This window comes from Affinibrenneria salicis, from assembly GCF_008710095.1.
Genome location: NZ_VYKJ01000004.1, coordinates 84,929 through 100,828 on the forward strand (window position 1 = coordinate 84,929; position 15,900 = coordinate 100,828).

The 15,900-nt window shown below is 58.1% G+C and carries 13 protein-coding genes; 3 read left to right on the top strand and 10 right to left on the bottom strand.

The genetic code is table 11. From position 1 onward, the window contains the following. Positions 1-21: 21 nt before the first annotated feature. The 9 genes from FJU30_RS09645 to nifH form a co-directional block, all read right to left on the bottom strand. On the bottom strand, positions 22-1,119 hold the full coding sequence (locus FJU30_RS09645; RefSeq protein WP_150434763.1) for a sigma 54-interacting transcriptional regulator: 1,098 nt from the start codon (positions 1,117-1,119) through the stop codon (positions 22-24). Then, on the bottom strand, positions 1,116-2,744 hold the full coding sequence (locus FJU30_RS09650; protein WP_150434764.1) for a sigma-54 interaction domain-containing protein: 1,629 nt from the start codon (positions 2,742-2,744) through the stop codon (positions 1,116-1,118). Before FJU30_RS09650 ends, FJU30_RS09645 begins: the two co-directional genes overlap by 4 nt. 246 nt (positions 2,745-2,990) lie before the next feature. Next, positions 2,991-3,602: a Fe-only nitrogenase accessory AnfO family protein gene (locus FJU30_RS09655; protein WP_150434765.1), complete on the bottom strand. Its 612-nt coding sequence runs from the start codon at positions 3,600-3,602 to the stop codon at positions 2,991-2,993. A 19-nt stretch (positions 3,603-3,621) separates the two neighbouring features. Next, a complete protein-coding gene (locus FJU30_RS09660; protein ID WP_150434766.1) occupies positions 3,622-4,122 on the bottom strand; it encodes a pyridoxamine 5'-phosphate oxidase family protein in 501 nt (166 codons plus the stop codon). Position 4,123: 1 nt separating this feature from the next. Continuing rightward, positions 4,124-4,549: a hypothetical protein gene (locus FJU30_RS09665; RefSeq protein ID WP_150434767.1), complete on the bottom strand. Its 426-nt coding sequence runs from the start codon at positions 4,547-4,549 to the stop codon at positions 4,124-4,126. Positions 4,550-4,718: 169 nt separating this feature from the next. Further along, complete coding sequence (anfK, locus tag FJU30_RS09670; protein WP_150434768.1) at positions 4,719-6,107, bottom strand: Fe-only nitrogenase subunit beta; 1,389 nt, start codon at positions 6,105-6,107, stop codon at positions 4,719-4,721. A gap of 12 nt (positions 6,108-6,119) precedes the next feature. Next, the gene (gene anfG, locus FJU30_RS09675; RefSeq protein WP_150434769.1) at positions 6,120-6,470 is read right to left on the bottom strand and encodes a Fe-only nitrogenase subunit delta; all 351 of its coding nucleotides are present in this window, start codon (positions 6,468-6,470) and stop codon (positions 6,120-6,122) included. An 11-nt stretch (positions 6,471-6,481) separates the two neighbouring features. Further along, positions 6,482-8,047, bottom strand: a complete 1,566-nt coding sequence (gene anfD / locus FJU30_RS09680) for a nitrogenase iron-iron protein, alpha chain (RefSeq protein WP_150434770.1) — start codon at positions 8,045-8,047, stop codon at positions 6,482-6,484. A gap of 65 nt (positions 8,048-8,112) precedes the next feature. Continuing rightward, positions 8,113-8,940, bottom strand: coding sequence for a nitrogenase iron protein (nifH, locus tag FJU30_RS09685; RefSeq protein ID WP_150434771.1), 828 nt, complete (start codon positions 8,938-8,940; stop codon positions 8,113-8,115). Between the two features lie 725 nt (positions 8,941-9,665). Between nifH and yghX the strand changes: the two genes are divergently transcribed. From yghX to FJU30_RS09700, 3 genes are all read left to right on the top strand, one after another. After that, positions 9,666-10,553, top strand: a complete 888-nt coding sequence (gene yghX / locus FJU30_RS09690) for a YghX family hydrolase (RefSeq protein ID WP_150434772.1) — start codon at positions 9,666-9,668, stop codon at positions 10,551-10,553. A 426-nt stretch (positions 10,554-10,979) separates the two neighbouring features. Beyond that, complete coding sequence (locus FJU30_RS09695; RefSeq protein WP_150434773.1) at positions 10,980-11,258, top strand: metal/formaldehyde-sensitive transcriptional repressor; 279 nt, start codon at positions 10,980-10,982, stop codon at positions 11,256-11,258. Between the two features lie 59 nt (positions 11,259-11,317). Beyond that, complete coding sequence (locus FJU30_RS09700) at positions 11,318-13,264, top strand: heavy metal translocating P-type ATPase (protein ID WP_150434774.1); 1,947 nt, start codon at positions 11,318-11,320, stop codon at positions 13,262-13,264. Positions 13,265-13,348: 84 nt separating this feature from the next. Here the strand turns inward: FJU30_RS09700 and FJU30_RS09705 are convergent, their stop codons facing one another. Further along, positions 13,349-15,544 (bottom strand): TonB-dependent siderophore receptor, encoded by a 2,196-nt coding sequence (locus FJU30_RS09705; RefSeq protein ID WP_150434775.1) that lies wholly within the window; start codon positions 15,542-15,544, stop codon positions 13,349-13,351. Positions 15,545-15,900 lie beyond the last annotated feature (356 nt).

The window sequence follows — 15,900 nt, forward strand, 5'->3', positions numbered from 1 at the left end:
ATCCCGTTCGCCAGGCCGGCGTCAAAATTTCTTCACCTCGATCTGCAGTTTGTCCAGCGCATAGTAGAGCTGACGCGGCGTGATGTTGAGCAGGCGCGCCGCTTTGGCCTTTACCCAACCGCTTTTTTCCAGCGCGACGATAAAACGGCGGCGGATTTCCGCGCTGTCGTCGTAGCGCGTGTCTTCCGGTCCTGGCGGACAGCGAACATTGGGCGGCGCCGCGCAGGGGTCCCAGCCGGGCAGAGCGTCGGCCGTTTTCCGCCGGGCGCCGGCGCAGCGATTGATTTGCAGATTGAGCTTCTGACGCTGGCAGCCACCGGTTATGCAGGGCAACCGGCCGATCAGATCGCTATCGCGGTGCAGGGCGGCATACTCGAGGCAATTTTCCAGATCGCGCACGTTGGCCGGCCAGCTGCACAGATAGAGCGGCGACATAGCCGACTCGTCCAGCGCGACGTTCAGCTGGTTTTGCTGGTTAAAGCGTTCGAAGAAATAGCCGACCAGCGCCGGCAGATCTTCCTGGCGTTCGCGCAGCGGCGGCAGCGGCAGGGTGGCGACGTTCAGCCGGTAGTAGAGCTCCGATAAAAATTCGCCGGCGGCCAGCCGCTGTTCGAGATTTTCTTCGCTGGCGCAGATGATGCGTACGTCGCCTGGCTCCGGCGTATCGCTGCCCAGCGGGCTGTAGCTCCCTTCCTGCAGCAGCCGCAAAAGGCATTTCTGAATGTGGCGGCTGAAATAACCGATCTCGCTGAGAAACAGGGTGCCGTGGCGCGCCAGCGCGATGGCGCCCGGCTCGATCTGCGCGCCGTTTTTCTGCCCGCACAGCCATTTCAGCGTCGCTTCGTCGCCGGCGTATTCGCAGCTCACTTTAATAAAAGGCTCGTCGCGTCGCGGCGAATAATAATGAATAGCGCGGGCGATCACGTCTTTGCCGGTTCCCGGTTCGCCGCGCAGCAATACCGGCGAGGCGGTCGGCGCAAAGCGTCGCAACTGCTGCATGACCTGCTTCATGCTGCACGAACGCGCGACGATCCGCTCCACCTCGTGGCGCGCCTGCGTTTTTCGGCGCGGTCCGCCGGCGTGGTGGCCGCGCGCCGGGGTCAGGGCGCGTTTGTTCATGGCTGCGCCCTTCGCCGGTAGGTTTTATAATCGAGCTGATATTTTTCCATGCGCAGACCGAGCGCCCGCCGGGTCATGCCGAGCTGGCTGGCGGCGCGCGAAATATTGCCGTGGTGTTGGCCCAGCGCCTGGTCGATCAGATCGTATTCAATCTGCGCCAGCCGGGATTCTATGCCGCCGTTCGCCGTACTGTCGGCGCCGACCGGCGGCGGCTGCATGTTAATCATCAGATGGTCGCAGTGAATGATGCCGTCCTCCGCCAGCAGCACCGCGCGCTCCATCATGTTTTCCAGTTCGCGCACGTTGCCGGGCCAGTCGTAACTGAGCAGCAAGCTCATGGCCGGAATAGAAATTTCCGGAATCTTGACGTTCTGTTCGCGTGCGAACTGTGCGATGAAGTGGTCGGCGAGGATCAAAATGTCGCTGCCGCGATCGCGCAGCGGCGGCACGGTAACCGGAAAAACGTTCAGTCGGTAGAACAGGTCCTCGCGAAAGGTGCCTTCGGCCACCATCTGGCGCAGGTTGCGGTGAGTGGCGGTCAGGATGCGCACGTTGACGCGCAGCGTCTGATTGCTGCCGACGCGTTCGAAGCTGCGTTCCTGTAAAACCCGCAGCAGTTTGGTCTGTACCGACGGCGAAAGCTCGCCGATTTCATCCAGGAACAGCGTGCCGCCGTCCGCCTCTTCAAAACGCCCGGCACGGCGCGCAATGGCGCCGGTAAACGCGCCTTTTTCGTGGCCGAACAGTTCGCTTTCGATTACGGTTTCCGGCAGCGAGGCGCAGTTGAAGCGGATGAACGGGCCGCGCGCGTTGCCGCTGTTATAGTGGATCGCGCTGGCGATGCGCTCTTTGCCGACGCCGCTTTCGCCCAGAATAAGTACCGTGGTGCTGGCCGGACTCACTTTCTCCAGCAGCCGGTAAATCTTTTGCATGGGGCGCGAGTTGCCAATGATGTTGGCCGGTTTAAATTTCTCGATCAGGGCATTATTTGCCACCGTGCTCTGCTCGCGCAGCATACGGCGGTGGGTGACCTCCAGCAGATGCAGCTCCACCGCCTGCGCGATGGTGGTGGCGACAATGCCCAGCACCTCCAGATCGAGCAGCAATAGCTGGTTGTTGTTGTACAGCCGCTCCATGCTGATGGTGCCCATCACTTTGGCGCCGCGGATAATCGGTACGCAGATAAAAGAGAGATGCTCCTCTTCCCGCTGTTTCCAACTGCCGGTGCGGTTCAGAAAGCGCGGTTCATTGACGATCAGCGGCACAATGATCGACTGGCGGGTTTCTATCACCTTGCCGGTGATGCCTTCGCCGGGATAGTACACGCCGCGTTCGACTTCTTCTTTGGTCAGGCCATAGCTTTCATGAATGAAAATTTGATCGCAGCTGGTGTCATATAGCGAGATCATGGCCCGCGCCACGTGTAGATGTTTCTGCAACAGGTCCATCACCAGCGTTAAGGTTTTGCCCAGCGTTCCGCCCGCGCTAACCGCTTTACTGACTTCGGACAGCAGGGGCAGCAGTTCGGAGCGACATTCGCCCAGCAGGCAGGTAAACGAGAGCGGGACCTGAAGCGCGTGGCGCTCAGGGCTTCTCGCTGTATAAATATCTTTATAGCGACCCATGACGTTCTCCCCCCGGTACGTTTAGCAGAGAAAGGCAATCTCATGCGGCGGCACGATCGTCGCCTGCCCGGATAACCAACAGAAAGCAAGATTGACGCCACTCTTTCCGTCAGTGAGCTATCGCATAACAAATTGATAAATAATTATTATTTTTTTCATGCCGTCGGTTGGCGAAGGTCGGATTGTTAGCGCCGGGCACAAAAAGCGACAATTTTGTACGCAATCGTACAAACGGCCGCCCGACGCTCAGTCGGCGGCGTGGCGCACTCTGGCGCGCAGCTGACCCGGCGCCTCTTCGCGCGTGCTAACGGTCAGATGAAGAACGGCCAACTCGCGCGCGAACCATTTAGGCAGGTGGTCGCACAGGACATCGACCTGAGTGAACTGACCGCTCTGCAGCACCGGCAGCAGCACCTGGCGGGAGGTCAGCGCACTGTTCGCGCGCAGCGCCGCCGCCAGATCGATCTGCAGCCGTTTTCCGTCATCGGCGGTGCTGATGAACTCGGCGGGCGTCGCGTGCCGGCGCTGATTTTTGCGCGCGATAAGCTGACTAATGTGATCCAGCGCCGGCAGGGGAGCGCCGGTTAGTTGCCACATGGTAATGCCCATGCCGTCGAACCAGGCGCGCAGGGCGCCGGGAATAGCGGCGGCGGCGAAATGATGGCAGCCGGTCAATTGCTCGAACAACCGGCGGGCGGCGGCCTGCACCTCGCGCAGCGGCATATCGGGTCGCAGGGACCAGTCAAATGAATCAACCACTTGCCAGCCATCCTGACCGCGACGGTATACCCGCACGCAGCCCGCGTCGTACAGCGCGGCGCTGTCGCCGCTGGCGTTGGTAAACACCGCGATTTTCATGTTTGATCTCCGGCGCTGATTAGATTCCGTGTTTCTTACCCTTGATCGACACAATGTCGATGCGGATAACCCGCGTTGCTTTCAGGTTCTCTTTCGGATAGGTGAAGCGCTGGTCGGTAAACCGTTTTACGATGGCGTCCAGCGCGCGGATTTTCGCCTGCTCGTCCTCGACGAACTGCGTCTCTCCCAGGCCGATCGCCGTACGGTGGCGCGCTTCGAAATTACAGGCGAGCGCATCTTCTATCACGCCCTGATCGAGAGAAACTGCGAAGCACACCTTGTTGTTGCGCTGCATGATGGCGATTTTGCTGCCGCTTCTGGCCGAATGAAAATAGAGCGATTCGCCATCCCAGGCGTAAAATACCGGCACCAGGAAGGGAACATTGTCATCCGCCAGCGCCAGATACATCACCTTGCCGCCGGCCAGAATCCGATCGATTTCGGCCCGGTCGGTAATCTCCCGTTCATCCCGCCGCATCTCGCCGTGCGGATGGGCGCCGGCGACATTCATACTGTGCATGTTAATTCTCCATAATGATCGGATCAGGTTTGATCAGCGATTGCAGTACGGCCTGCAGCCGGTCGCAGATGCGCAGAATGATCTGCTTATCCTCCGGTACCGGTTTACCGTGGTGATAGTCGTCAATGGAACAGATGCCGAAGAGGGTATCCAGGTGCGCTATATCGGCGCGCAGCGCCGGATCGAGCGGCATGACCTCCTCCACGGCGGCCAGCAGGCTGGCGTAGTTGTGGTTCATCGGCATTTCGCCGAAGCGCGCGCACAGCGCAATCAGATAACACTCCACCGCGATGGCGGCCACGTTAAACACCAGACTGTGGCCGTTGTTTTGCGCGTCCATCAGGCCGGCCCGCCGGTGATAACCCTGAGCATCCCGATAGCAGCGGTCAAAGCGTTGCTGATCGCTTTCAAAAAGCGCATGTGCCATTGCTGTTTCCTCAGTAATGACTGGCGCGAACGCCAGTCAGGATGGAAGGAGGGGCGCCGGTTAACACGGCCGACAACGTTTGTTATCCGGGCGTGCGCCAGGCACGGTATCTCCGGCTCACCGGCGACGTTATTCGCAACCTTGCCGGCTCGCGTTAGGCCGGCGGCGCTTACCAGACGTTAAGCAGCCACTCTTTTTTCTTCTTGTATTCCATATCGGTAAACAGCGCGTTGGCCATTTGCTCGGCCAGCCAGATGGCGCCCGCGTAGCCCACTACCGGATGGCGGTAATGGCCGGCGCGGTCATAGGTGGGAAAGCCGACCCGCACCATCGGGATCTGGTTATCAATCGCGGTGAAACGCCCTTTGGAATGGCCCAGAATCAGATCCAATTCCAGCCCTTCGCGCGTAATGCGTTTTTCCAGCTCCCACAGATCGGCATTGGTGACGATTTGCATGTCATAGCCGACATTGTTTTTCAGTGCCTGAATGCGCGGATCCTTAGCGTAGTTGCTGTTATCGTCGCCGAGCAGCAGCAGGACCGGCTTCATCTCCAGATCCAGACAGAACTCCGCCAGACCAATCACCAGATCCGGGTTGCCGTAGATGGCGACCTTTTTATCGGCCAGGAACATGTGCACCAGATCGGTCAGCGCATCAATGGCGATGCCGCGTTCACGCACCAGCGATTCGGGGATCGGCTTACCGGTCAGCTCTTTCAGCGTTTGCAGAAAGGTATCGGTATTGCGAATGCCGATCGGCGTCGGGCCAATGACCGCCGGCACCTGGCAGTTATCCTCCAGCCATTTCGCCGCTCTGCTGCCTTCGTAGCGGTTGAGCGCCAGCGTGGCGAGGGCGTTTCCCGTGCCGGTCAGATCTTCGATGGTGGTGCTGCCGTGCGAAACCGTGTTGCCGTAAGGCATCAGCGGCGAGTCGAAGGTTTCGATCTCGAACAGCACCGTGGCGTCGACCTGCATTTCGGCCAGCAGGTGCTTCAGCGCCGTGACGTCGCCCGGATTGACCCAGCCGGTCAGCAGATTGATCTTGTCGTTAGGCTCGCTCTTTTTGGCGAAGTAGCGCACGAAATCACGCACCGCTACGTCGTAACCGCTGATCATGCTGCCGACGAAACTGGGCGAATGAATCGGAATCAGGTGCACTTGCCGGCCGGCGAATTTCTCTTTCAGCAGGCCGTTATTCAGCTTGCGCACCACGCCGTCGACGTCATCGCCGATCACTTCGGTTGAGCAGGTAGTGATGATCGGCACCACCTTGACGTGCGGATAGCGCATCAACAGCACCTCGACCGCTTTCTCCACCCGGTCGAGCGCGCCGAATACCGCGCCATCTTCATGCACCGAGGAGGAGGCGATCTCAAAGCTCTCTTTCAGATGCTGAGAAATCAGCAGACGTACAAACATTACGCAGCCCTGGCCGCCGTGCACGATGCCGATGCAGTCTTTGATGCCGATGCTGGCGTACTGCGCCCCCGCCGGCTGGCAGGTGAAAATGGGGTTAATCACCCCGGTGCGATCTTTCGCAATTAATTCACAGGACATGGTCAGAATCCCCTAATAGCGTTTATCGGTCAGCTCGGCGTTCAGCGAGCCGGTAATGGTCAGGAAATTCAGCCGTTCGTGCAGCGTCTGCACCAGCGCGGTCAGCCCGGCCTTATCCATGGTATTGATCCAGTCGAACTTCTGGCGCCAGGTTTCCGCCATCACCATGGCGTCGACCCAGTAGCAGCGGTCCGCCGGAGTGCTCAGATCCACCGGCTCCTCGCACAGTAGCTGGCGAGTTTTCAGCATGATGCCGGCGTTTTGCTTTTCCCGATCCCAGGCGCGGGAGTGAAACTGCCACAGGCAGTTCTTCATGATGTAGTCGACGAGCAGTTCGACGCGCTCTTGTGTTTCATTTGCCATGTCCGTTCTCCTCACGCGGTTTCACTGGTCTCGTTAGCGGTGAAACTGGGGTAAACCCGTTCGCGCAGTTTCGATACGCTGTCAAAACCGCCGCTGTATTCGCGCAGACGGCTATCGTTGCGCACCTCATCGCTCAGCGCGCTGTCCGACAGCATTCCGGCGGTGACGAAACTGGCGTCGGTCGGGATCGGATCTTTACTGATGTCGCGCAGCGCCAGCTGGTGAATCGGCGAATAGATGGCGTTGTAGATATCGCGCGCGAAGCGCACCCAGCCTTCGAATCCCTTGTAGGGACCGTTGTGGTAGGCGTGCGCGTTCAGATAGGGCACGCGGATCTTCTTCGCGACCTCGCCCGGCCGTTTACCGGTGAAAATCACGTCCGGCTTGAGCTTATACATCGCTTCCAGCGACTCCAGTTCGTTGGGATCGTCGATCGCCAGCGCGCCGACTTCGCAGCGGGCGATGCCTTTCTCCATATCGCCCTGATGGCCGAATTTGGTGTAGACCGACACCACCTCCACGCCCATTTCCGCATGAAGAACATGCGCCCAGTGCCACAGTTTGGAGCCGCCAGGCCACAGGCATACTTTCTTGCCCTGCAGGCGCTCCCGATACCAGTCGAGCTCAGGCTTCCAGCGCGCGACTTCTTCATCGATAATCGCCTGCGCGCGATCCTCAATGCCGAAAAACAGGCCGATCTTGCGCAGCGAGTCGGACAGCGGCCCGAAGCCGAAACCGTCGATATCCAGCCGCGGAATGCCGTAGCGCACCCGCAGTTCGTTACAGATGTATTCCGCCGAGCGGGCGCATTCCAGCACGTTCAGGTGGGCGCGATGCATGCCGCGCAGTTCGTCATACGAACCGTTGCCGGTAAAGGTGGAGAGGATCTGAATGCCCATGCGCTTGAAGTAATCCTGCATCACCTCCTGATCGCCCTGGATGTTGTATTCGCCGACGTAATTGATAACGTAATCGCTGGTGATTTTCGGTTCGACGGTGCCGACCTTTTGGTTAATCCAGGCGATATTGATCTTATGATGTCCGCCGGACTGACTGGGGCCGGCGAAACCCGGCGAGTTACAGACGAAGATATCTACGTCGGGGCGTTCATCCATGATGTCCTGAGCGACGGCGGCCAGATCGTCGCCGATCAGCGCCGTGGCGCAGGTCTGGTAGATAGTCATGCGTTTAATATTCGGATGGGCGTCAAACGCCTCATGGATATTTTTCTTCAGCATCGCTTCGGCGCCGAATACGATATTCTTTTCTTTCATATCGCTGGCGAAGGTATATTTCAGCTGAAAGTTATCGTTATCGCTGATATAGCGTTTGGTTTGCCAGGTGTCATAGGTACAGCCGACCGGGCCGTGACTTAAATGAATGACGTCTTTCATCGGCGTGCCGATAACGTGCTTCGCGCCGCAATAGGCGCAGCCGCGCTCCGAAATCGTGCCGGGGATCGTGTTCAGATAGCCTAACGGCAGCGCGGAGGTGATATCTTCACCCGGGCCTTTTTGCACCGCATGCTCTTTACGCTCCGGGATGCATTTACTGCAGTCAAATTCATAATGGGGCATAATCGTGTCTCTCCGCTGAGAATAGCGATAGTCTTAACGTGAAGTTTAATTCTTCGCTTTATCGGTCAATCCGCGATGCCGTATTTCACCACCATGTTTTCCAGCTGATCCATGGTCAGCGGGCTGGGAATGACGAAATCGGTATTTTCGATAATCTTTTTCCCCAGTTCGCGATACTCCTGGGCCTGATTCGCTTCCGGATCATATTCGGTGACGGTTTTTTTATTGAACTCGGCTTTCTGTACGATATTGTCGCGCGGCACAAAATGAATCATTTTGGTGCCGATGGCCGAGGTGAATTCTTCGAGGAATTCTTTTTCGCCATCCACATTACGGCTATTACAGATAATGCCGCCCAGCCGCACGCCGCTCTGTCTGGCGTATTTCACCAGCCCTTTACAGATATTATTGGCGGCGTAAATCGCCATCATTTCGCCGGAGGCGACAATATAGACTTCCTGCGCCTTACCGTCGCGAATAGGCATGGCGAAGCCGCCGCACACCACGTCGCCCAGTACGTCGTAGAAAATAAAATCCAGATCTTCGGCATAGGCATTATTTTCTTCCATCAGATCGATGGCGGTGATAACTCCGCGGCCGGCGCAGCCGACGCCCGGTTCCGGGCCGCCAGATTCCACGCAGTTAATATCGAATACGCCTTTTTTCACCACCATTTCGTTAGTGATTTTTTCCGCGCCGTATTCCCGCAGCACATCCATCAGGGTTTCCTGCGGTTTACCGCCCAGAATAAGCCGGGTTGAATCCGCTTTAGGATCGCAGCCGTGAATAAAAATCTTCTTACCGTGAAAATAAGCCAGCGCAGCCGCCGTATTCTGCGTAGTGGTTGATTTACCGATACCGCCTTTACCATAGATTGCTAATTTACGAGTCATGTCAATTTTCTCCGCAAGTAAATATTTTCAGTGATATCCGTCGCCCCAGTGATTGAGCAAACGCTGTGCCAGCCATGAAAAAAAAGGCTTATTTGCGCCGGATTAAAATTTAATGACTGTTTTATAAAGCGCTATTTTTTCTGCGTATGGAATTCGCCGGCAATAGCCGGCGGGATCGTCCCGGCGTAAATAGTTCCTGATGGTACTTATGGCGGGTAAATAGTACGTTCTGGTATGGCGCGGCGAGCCGTACGCCAGGGGGCGCCGGGGCAGATGACGGCGTCGGTTAATCCCGCCGCCGGAGAGGCCGGTATTCGCAAGGGCAACGGAAAACGCCCCGCCGGTTTTTCAACTATCGGGTAAGTCGGCTATAGGGATAATCATCTGTGCCCGGCAAATTGTAGTTGCAGTTGCAGTTGCAGTTGCAGTTGCAGTTGCAGTTGCAGTTGCGCTCAATTATTCGGCCGGTCTCTGACGTTCACTCGTTGGACGACGCCTGCGCGGTTTAAATTGGCTCCGGACCGATTTGAACCGCATTGCCTTCGACGATGATACGTTTCGCCCTGTGCCGCGGCTGGCGCCGTTCTCCACGCCCGGCGTCGCGTTTGTCGGCTGTCCATCAGGTAAAATTAGGTAAAATTAGTTTCAGGGTGGTTAAATTTTATCTTTTTTGTGTTAATCGTCTGTTTGGTTATGAGCTGATTAGGCTGAAAGGAGCACTAACTATGTCCCGTCTTACCGCGAAAGATTTTCCTCCAGAGCTGCTTGAGTATTACGACTATTATGCGCACGGCAAGATCACTAAACGCGAGTTTCTGGAACGGGCCGCTAAGTATACGGTCGGCGGGCTGACCGCGCTGGCTCTGCTCGGCATCATGAGTCCCAACTACGCGCTGGCGCAGCAGGTTGAATTTACCGATCCCGATATCATCGCTGAATATATCATGTACCCGTCGCCCAATGGACACGGCAGCGTGCGCGGGTACCTGGTGCGTCCGGCCGCCGCATCCGGCCGGGTCGGCGGCGTGGTGGTGGCGCATGAAAACCGCGGGCTGAATCCTTATATCGAAGATGTGGCGCGCCGCGTCGCCAAAGCAGGGTTTATCGCCCTTGCGCCCGATGGCCTCAGTTCGGTCGGCGGCTATCCGGGCAACGATGACAAGGGGCGCGAACTGCAGCAGCAGGTGGATCCGACGAAGCTAATGAACGACTTCTTTGCCGCGATCGAATTTCTGATGAACAGCGAGCAGACCAACGGCAAGGTCGGCATTACCGGTTTCTGCTACGGCGGCGGCGTCGCCAACGCGGCGGCGGTGGCTTACCCCGAGCTGGCCGTGGCGGTGCCGTTCTACGGCCGTCAGGCCAGGACGGAGGATGTGCCGCGCATCAAGGCGCCGCTGCTGCTGCACTATGCCGAACTGGATACCCGTATTAACGAAGGCTGGCCCGCTTACGAAGCCGCGCTGAAGGCGGCGAATAAGACCTATGAGGGCTACATTTATCCCGGCGTTCATCACGGCTTCCACAATGACTCCACCCCGCGTTATGACAAGGCGGCGGCCGATCTGGCCTGGGAGCGGACCCTGACCTGGTTCCGTCGCTATCTGGCCTGAAGCCGGGCGTTTATCGCTGCGTCGTAAATAAGCGGTTCGTGCCGGCGGGGGGGCCATCGCGCGCAGGTCCGTTAACACGGCTTCCGCCGCGGCGCTCTCCTTCTGGCGCATGCGATTGAGCGTGCGGCGTCTCTCATCCGCTGCACGCTGAGCCGCCGATCGCCGTCAGATTTCAGTCTCTGGCGGCGCTCGGCGGTGATTCGGCGTCGTCCCTGATTTTATGCCGGCGCCGCTTACTTTCTTCCCTCAATATTTTTATTTTTAATCAGATAACTGCGTAAAATCCAGCCCGGTTAGCGTCCTTCTTCTATCGCGGACCAATGCGTTACGTTATTCACCGCGATAAGGTGCCGGATAATGATGAGTATGGACATCGCATTATCCGCAATATACCATACCTCCCTATACTAAAATCAGGGAATCGACATGAGCCACACGATTCGCGGAAAGAAAAAGCTCCTCGCTCGCGTACGGCGGATTCGCGGCCAGATGGAGGGCATCGAGCGCACGCTGGAGGCGGAAAAACCCTGTGCGGACGTTCTGCATCAAATCGCTGCCGCGCGCGGCGCGTTGACCGGGCTAATGCGTGAGGTCATGGAAGGGCATATTCAGTCGCATATCGCCGACCCTGCTATCACCAGCGACAGCGAGCGGGAGCAGGGCGCGGCCGAACTGATTTCTATCCTGCGCGCCTATCTGAAGTAATCGCCCGAATGTTATCGCCGTCCGGGGAAACGTTTACCGTTATAGTTCAGGAGAGCGCGATGTCAGCCAGCAATGACGACCCAGCGTCGGGTCACGACCATGATCATGCAAGCAGCCACGATTGCCGGCCCGCGTTCGGCTGGGCGGAGAGCGTGCGTATCGCGCTGGTCGCCGTCGCCGCGCTGGCAGTCTGGTTTCGGTGGTGGGAGCCCTGGCAACACGCCAGCGTTATCGGTATGGCAGGTTTGCTGATCGGCGGCTGGCCGATCCTGCGCGAAGCGCTGGAAAACAGCATGGCGCGGCGTATGACGATGGAACTGTCCATGTCTATCGCCATCATTGCGGCGGCGGCCATCTCCGAGTTCTTCACCGCGTTAATCATTACCCTGTTTGTGCTGGTGGCTGAAGAACTGGAAGGGCTTACGGTTGGACGCGGGCGTAAGGCCATTCGCGAGCTGCTGGCGTTTCTGCCGCGTGAAGTCTCGCTGCGCAGAAACGGCGTCATTTGCACCGTTTCTGCCGGCGAACTGACCGTCGGCGACGCGATCCTCGTCGCGCCGGGCGGGCGTATTCCGGTCGATGGCGTGGTGATATCCGGTCATTCTTTTACCGATGAATCGCTGATTACCGGCGAATCGATGCCGGTGGAGAAGAGCGCCGGGACGCGCGTGTTCGCCGGCGCCATCAACCAGTCCGGCGCGCTGGAGATTAAAACCGTGCGTATCGGTCGCGACACCAGCTACGGCAAAATTATCGAAGCGGTAGAGCGGGCCGAACGATCGCGGGCGCCGGTTCAGCGGCTGGCCGATCGTCTGGCCGGCTATCTGGTCTATTTCGCGCTGACCGCCGCCGCGCTCACCTGGCTGTTGACCCATGATATGCGTTCGACGATTTCGGTGATTATCGTGGCCGGCGCCTGCGGCATCGCCGCCGGCACGCCGCTGGCTATTTTGGGCGGCATTGGCCGTTCGGCCCGACTCGGGGCGATTGTCAAAGGCGGCGTACATCTGGAAACGCTCGGTAAAGTCGATACCGTGGTGTTGGATAAGACCGGTACGCTGACTTTCGGCCTACCGCAGGTGCAGCAGGTGTTGCCGGCGCCGGGCGTCGACGCCGCGGCGCTGCTTGAAGCGGCGGTGACGGCTGAATTGCATTCGGAGCATCCGCTCGGTAAGGCGATCCTCGCCTACGCCCGGACGCAGGCGATTGCGAACCATGAGCCCGAACAGTTTAGTTATCTGCCGGGCCGAGGTATTTCGGCCCGCCGGGCGGGAGCGCGTATCCTCGTCGGCAACCGGGCGTGGATGAGCGATAATGGCATCTCGATCAGCGGCGGACCGGCGGCGAACGTCGGTTCCGAGCTGCTGGTCGCTCGCGAGGGCCGTCTGCTGGGCGTGATTACCGTGGCCGATACGGTGCGGCCCGAAGCGCAGCGGGCGATCGCCATGCTGCGCAAGATGGGCGTGCGAACCCTGTTGTTGACCGGCGACAACCGCGCGGTGGCGGAGGCCGTCGGCCAGCCGCTGGGGCTGCAGCAAATTGAGGCCGGACTTTTGCCGGAAGACAAACAGGCGCGCATCGCGGCACTGGTGCGGCAAAAGCGCACGGTGGCGATGATTGGCGATGGAGTTAACGATGCCCCGGCGCTGGCTGAGGCCAGCATCGGCGTGGCGATGGGGTCGGGCACCGATGTGGCGCAGGAGAGTGCGGACATCGTACTGCTGGGCAACGATCTGTACCGTTTTGTCGAAACGATGCGGGTGGCGCGCCGCACGCGGCGTATTATCTGGCAGAATTTCGCCGGCACCCTGGCGGTTGATCTGTTGGGGATCCTGCTGGCCGCCTTCGGTCTGCTCGGGCCGCTGCTGGCCGCTTTTATTCACGTGGCGTCGGAGCTGACCTTTATTTTGAATTCCGCCCGGCTCCTGCCGCGAGCCGGGGGAGCACAGGACGCGCAGTCGGCGATCGCGGCGGAAAAACGGCCCGATGGCGGCACGGCGCGTTAATCCGAGGCGTTCGTCCTGATAACCAACGTCGTCATTAGCCTGACGCCCTGCCGGACAGGGCGGTTTTTCTCAGCGCTTATCTCGTCAGAACTCAACTTTAACCGTGAACTGCAGTTCTCGCGGATCGCCAATCTGGTTGCCCAGATTATTGGTGCCGATGGAGGACGTGTAGTAGGTCTTATCGAAGATATTCTTCAAATTGAGCTGGAGCGTGACCGGGTTTTGGGCCTGAATACGGTAGGCGGCGAACGCGTCGGCCACGAAATAGCCGGGCAGATAGTAGGTGGCGCCGGACGCGCCGGCGCGCCGGTTGACGCCGTGGCCGCCGGCGCCCAGCGTCAGCGTGTTGCCGCCGATGACGTTGTGCACGTCATAGGTCATAAACAGCGAGCCGGTATGGCGCGGCACGTTGACCAGCGGCTTGCCGGCGTAGACGGGGTCGTCGATGATTTTTGCGTCGGTATAGCCGTAGCTGGCGATCAGATTAAGATTCTGCGTCAGCGCCCCGGCGACATCCACTTCCAGACCGCGCGAGCGTACCCGGCCCGCCGTTTTGGCGTAGGTTTCGCCGCCGATGGTTTCGTTATACAGCACGTTGTGTTTATCGATATTGAATAACGCCACCGTTGCGGTCAGGCCTTCGAACAGATCGAATTTCGCGCCCAGTTCGTAAGCGGTCGCCGTTTCCGGCGGCAGGCTGCCGATATAGTTGGCGATTGAATATTGCGGCATAAATGAACGCGAAACGTTGCCGTAGAACGACAGCCATGGCTGCGCTTTATACACCAGACCGAATTTCGGCACCCACTGACTGTCGGTGCTGTCGGTATTGACGTTGAACGGGCGGCCTTTACCGGCGAATTCGGTAAAGTACTGATAACGCATAGCCGCCACGGCGATCCATTTATCGGTCAGGTAGAGTGAATCCTGCAGCCAGGCCGAGTAGCTTTCCTGCTTAATGCGCTGGTCGCTGTCCGAGGCGGAAACATTGGTGCACTTCGAGGCGCGGCCGTACTGCGGATTATAGATATTGAAATCCTGGCTATTGCTGCAGCGGATCATGTCGGTACGCAGCAGGTTGTAAAATTCGTACGAGACGCCGGTCATAATCTCATTATACAGGCCGCCAATCACCACGTTGCCCTGCAGAAGCGCCCGGCTGGCGTGCATACGCTGCATCGAACCCTGGGTGGCGTCGACGCGCCTGGTCAGATTGCCGGTGCTGGCGTCATAGGCCATAACGCGCGACTGATTATCGCTGTATTTATCCTGGCTGTAACCGTAATCAAATTTCGCCGTCCACGCATTATTAATCCGGTATTCGGTATTGATCTGAGCGACGTCGCTATAGCCTTTGGTGATATTAAACGGCTCGTCAAAACGGGTTTTTCGATCGACATTGACCGCCTGTCCGGTATTCAGGTCGAATACCGTACCGCGATCGAAGGGCATAGAGTAATCGCGATGGGTGTAAGACACGTTAACGGTGGCGTTATCGCCGTACCAGCTGAGCGAGGGCGCAATAAATTTGCTTTTCTTTTGACCGAAATTGCGCCAGTAATCTTCATCCTGATATTCGCCGATCAGCCGCCAGGCGAACTGCGTTCCTTCAATCGGGCCGGTCAGATCTATCTTGCCCGAGCCGCCGCCAAAGCTGGTCGAGGTTGCCGACAGCGAACCGCCGAAAGTCGTCTGCGGACGTTTGGTGATAACGTTGATCAGGCCGCCCGGGTCGAGAATGCCGTACAGCGTGGAACTGGGGCCTTTCAGCACTTCTACTCGTGAAACGGTAGGGTTAAAGCTACGCGGCTGCACGGTCTTTAAGCCATTGGTCAGGATCGAGCCGTCGCGGTTGTCGCCGAAACCGCGCCGGACGAACGAATCCTGGGTGCCGCCGAGAGTATTGGTTTGCACGACGTTGCTGATGTTATTGACCACATCGTCCAGCGAACGCGAGTTTTGATCCTCAATGACCCGATCGCTGACGGTATTCACCGCCTGCGGGATATTCAGCAGCGGCATGGCGGTCAGGGTCGCGGTGGAGGAATTTAACGGCTGATAACCGAGCGTCGCGTCATCGTTGGCGGCAGAGGGAGTGGCCGTTACCGTGATGGTTTCATTTTCCTTATTCTTATTCTCGTCGGCGTTTTGCGCCGGCGCTTTTGCGCTCGTATTCTCTTCCGCCGCGCGAAGCGGAGCGGAAGAACATATACCGATAAAGAGCATGGAAAATAAAAGCCGCCCTTTTTTCCCCTGAAAAGCAGGTGTTAATTTATTCATTTATCCCAATTCCCGCGTAAATAGCATTACCTTTGGTAATGAGAAGTTCAGTTATATTTTCATTGCTCGAAAACAGGGAATGCGCCAGGCATTCGTTATCATTATTTTTATCAATTTCCATACCCGGTGAGATTTCGCTCTGCCGGCGGGCGCGAAGCGCGCGTATTCCCGCGACTTAGCGAACTAAGAAAACGAAGGAACACACGACGCCGGCGCGCCGGCGGTCTGGCAGATGAAGGGGGTATATGAAATTAAGAATCATTCAACCATGTAGTGATGTAGTAGTAAACGTTAAACCGGCGAAAAAAATCATGGCGCCGCCGCACGGGGGAATACGCGTCGGCGTAATAAGGGGT

Excerpts from the sequence above, each read along its gene's own strand:
- FJU30_RS09645 (WP_150434763.1), bottom strand. The coding sequence starts at position 1,119 with ATGAACAAACGCGCCCTGACCCCGGCGCGCGGCCACCACGCCGGCGGA.
- FJU30_RS09650 (WP_150434764.1), bottom strand. The coding sequence starts at position 2,744 with ATGGGTCGCTATAAAGATATTTATACAGCGAGAAGCCCTGAGCGCCAC.
- FJU30_RS09655 (WP_150434765.1), bottom strand. The coding sequence starts at position 3,602 with ATGAAAATCGCGGTGTTTACCAACGCCAGCGGCGACAGCGCCGCGCTG.
- FJU30_RS09660 (WP_150434766.1), bottom strand. The coding sequence starts at position 4,122 with ATGCACAGTATGAATGTCGCCGGCGCCCATCCGCACGGCGAGATGCGG.
- FJU30_RS09665 (WP_150434767.1), bottom strand. The coding sequence starts at position 4,549 with ATGGCACATGCGCTTTTTGAAAGCGATCAGCAACGCTTTGACCGCTGC.
- anfK (WP_150434768.1), bottom strand. The coding sequence starts at position 6,107 with ATGTCCTGTGAATTAATTGCGAAAGATCGCACCGGGGTGATTAACCCC.
- anfG (WP_150434769.1), bottom strand. The coding sequence starts at position 6,470 with ATGGCAAATGAAACACAAGAGCGCGTCGAACTGCTCGTCGACTACATC.
- anfD (WP_150434770.1), bottom strand. The coding sequence starts at position 8,047 with ATGCCCCATTATGAATTTGACTGCAGTAAATGCATCCCGGAGCGTAAA.
- nifH (WP_150434771.1), bottom strand. The coding sequence starts at position 8,940 with ATGACTCGTAAATTAGCAATCTATGGTAAAGGCGGTATCGGTAAATCA.
- yghX (WP_150434772.1), top strand. The coding sequence starts at position 9,666 with ATGTCCCGTCTTACCGCGAAAGATTTTCCTCCAGAGCTGCTTGAGTAT.
- FJU30_RS09695 (WP_150434773.1), top strand. The coding sequence starts at position 10,980 with ATGAGCCACACGATTCGCGGAAAGAAAAAGCTCCTCGCTCGCGTACGG.
- FJU30_RS09700 (WP_150434774.1), top strand. The coding sequence starts at position 11,318 with ATGTCAGCCAGCAATGACGACCCAGCGTCGGGTCACGACCATGATCAT.
- FJU30_RS09705 (WP_150434775.1), bottom strand. The coding sequence starts at position 15,544 with ATGAATAAATTAACACCTGCTTTTCAGGGGAAAAAAGGGCGGCTTTTA.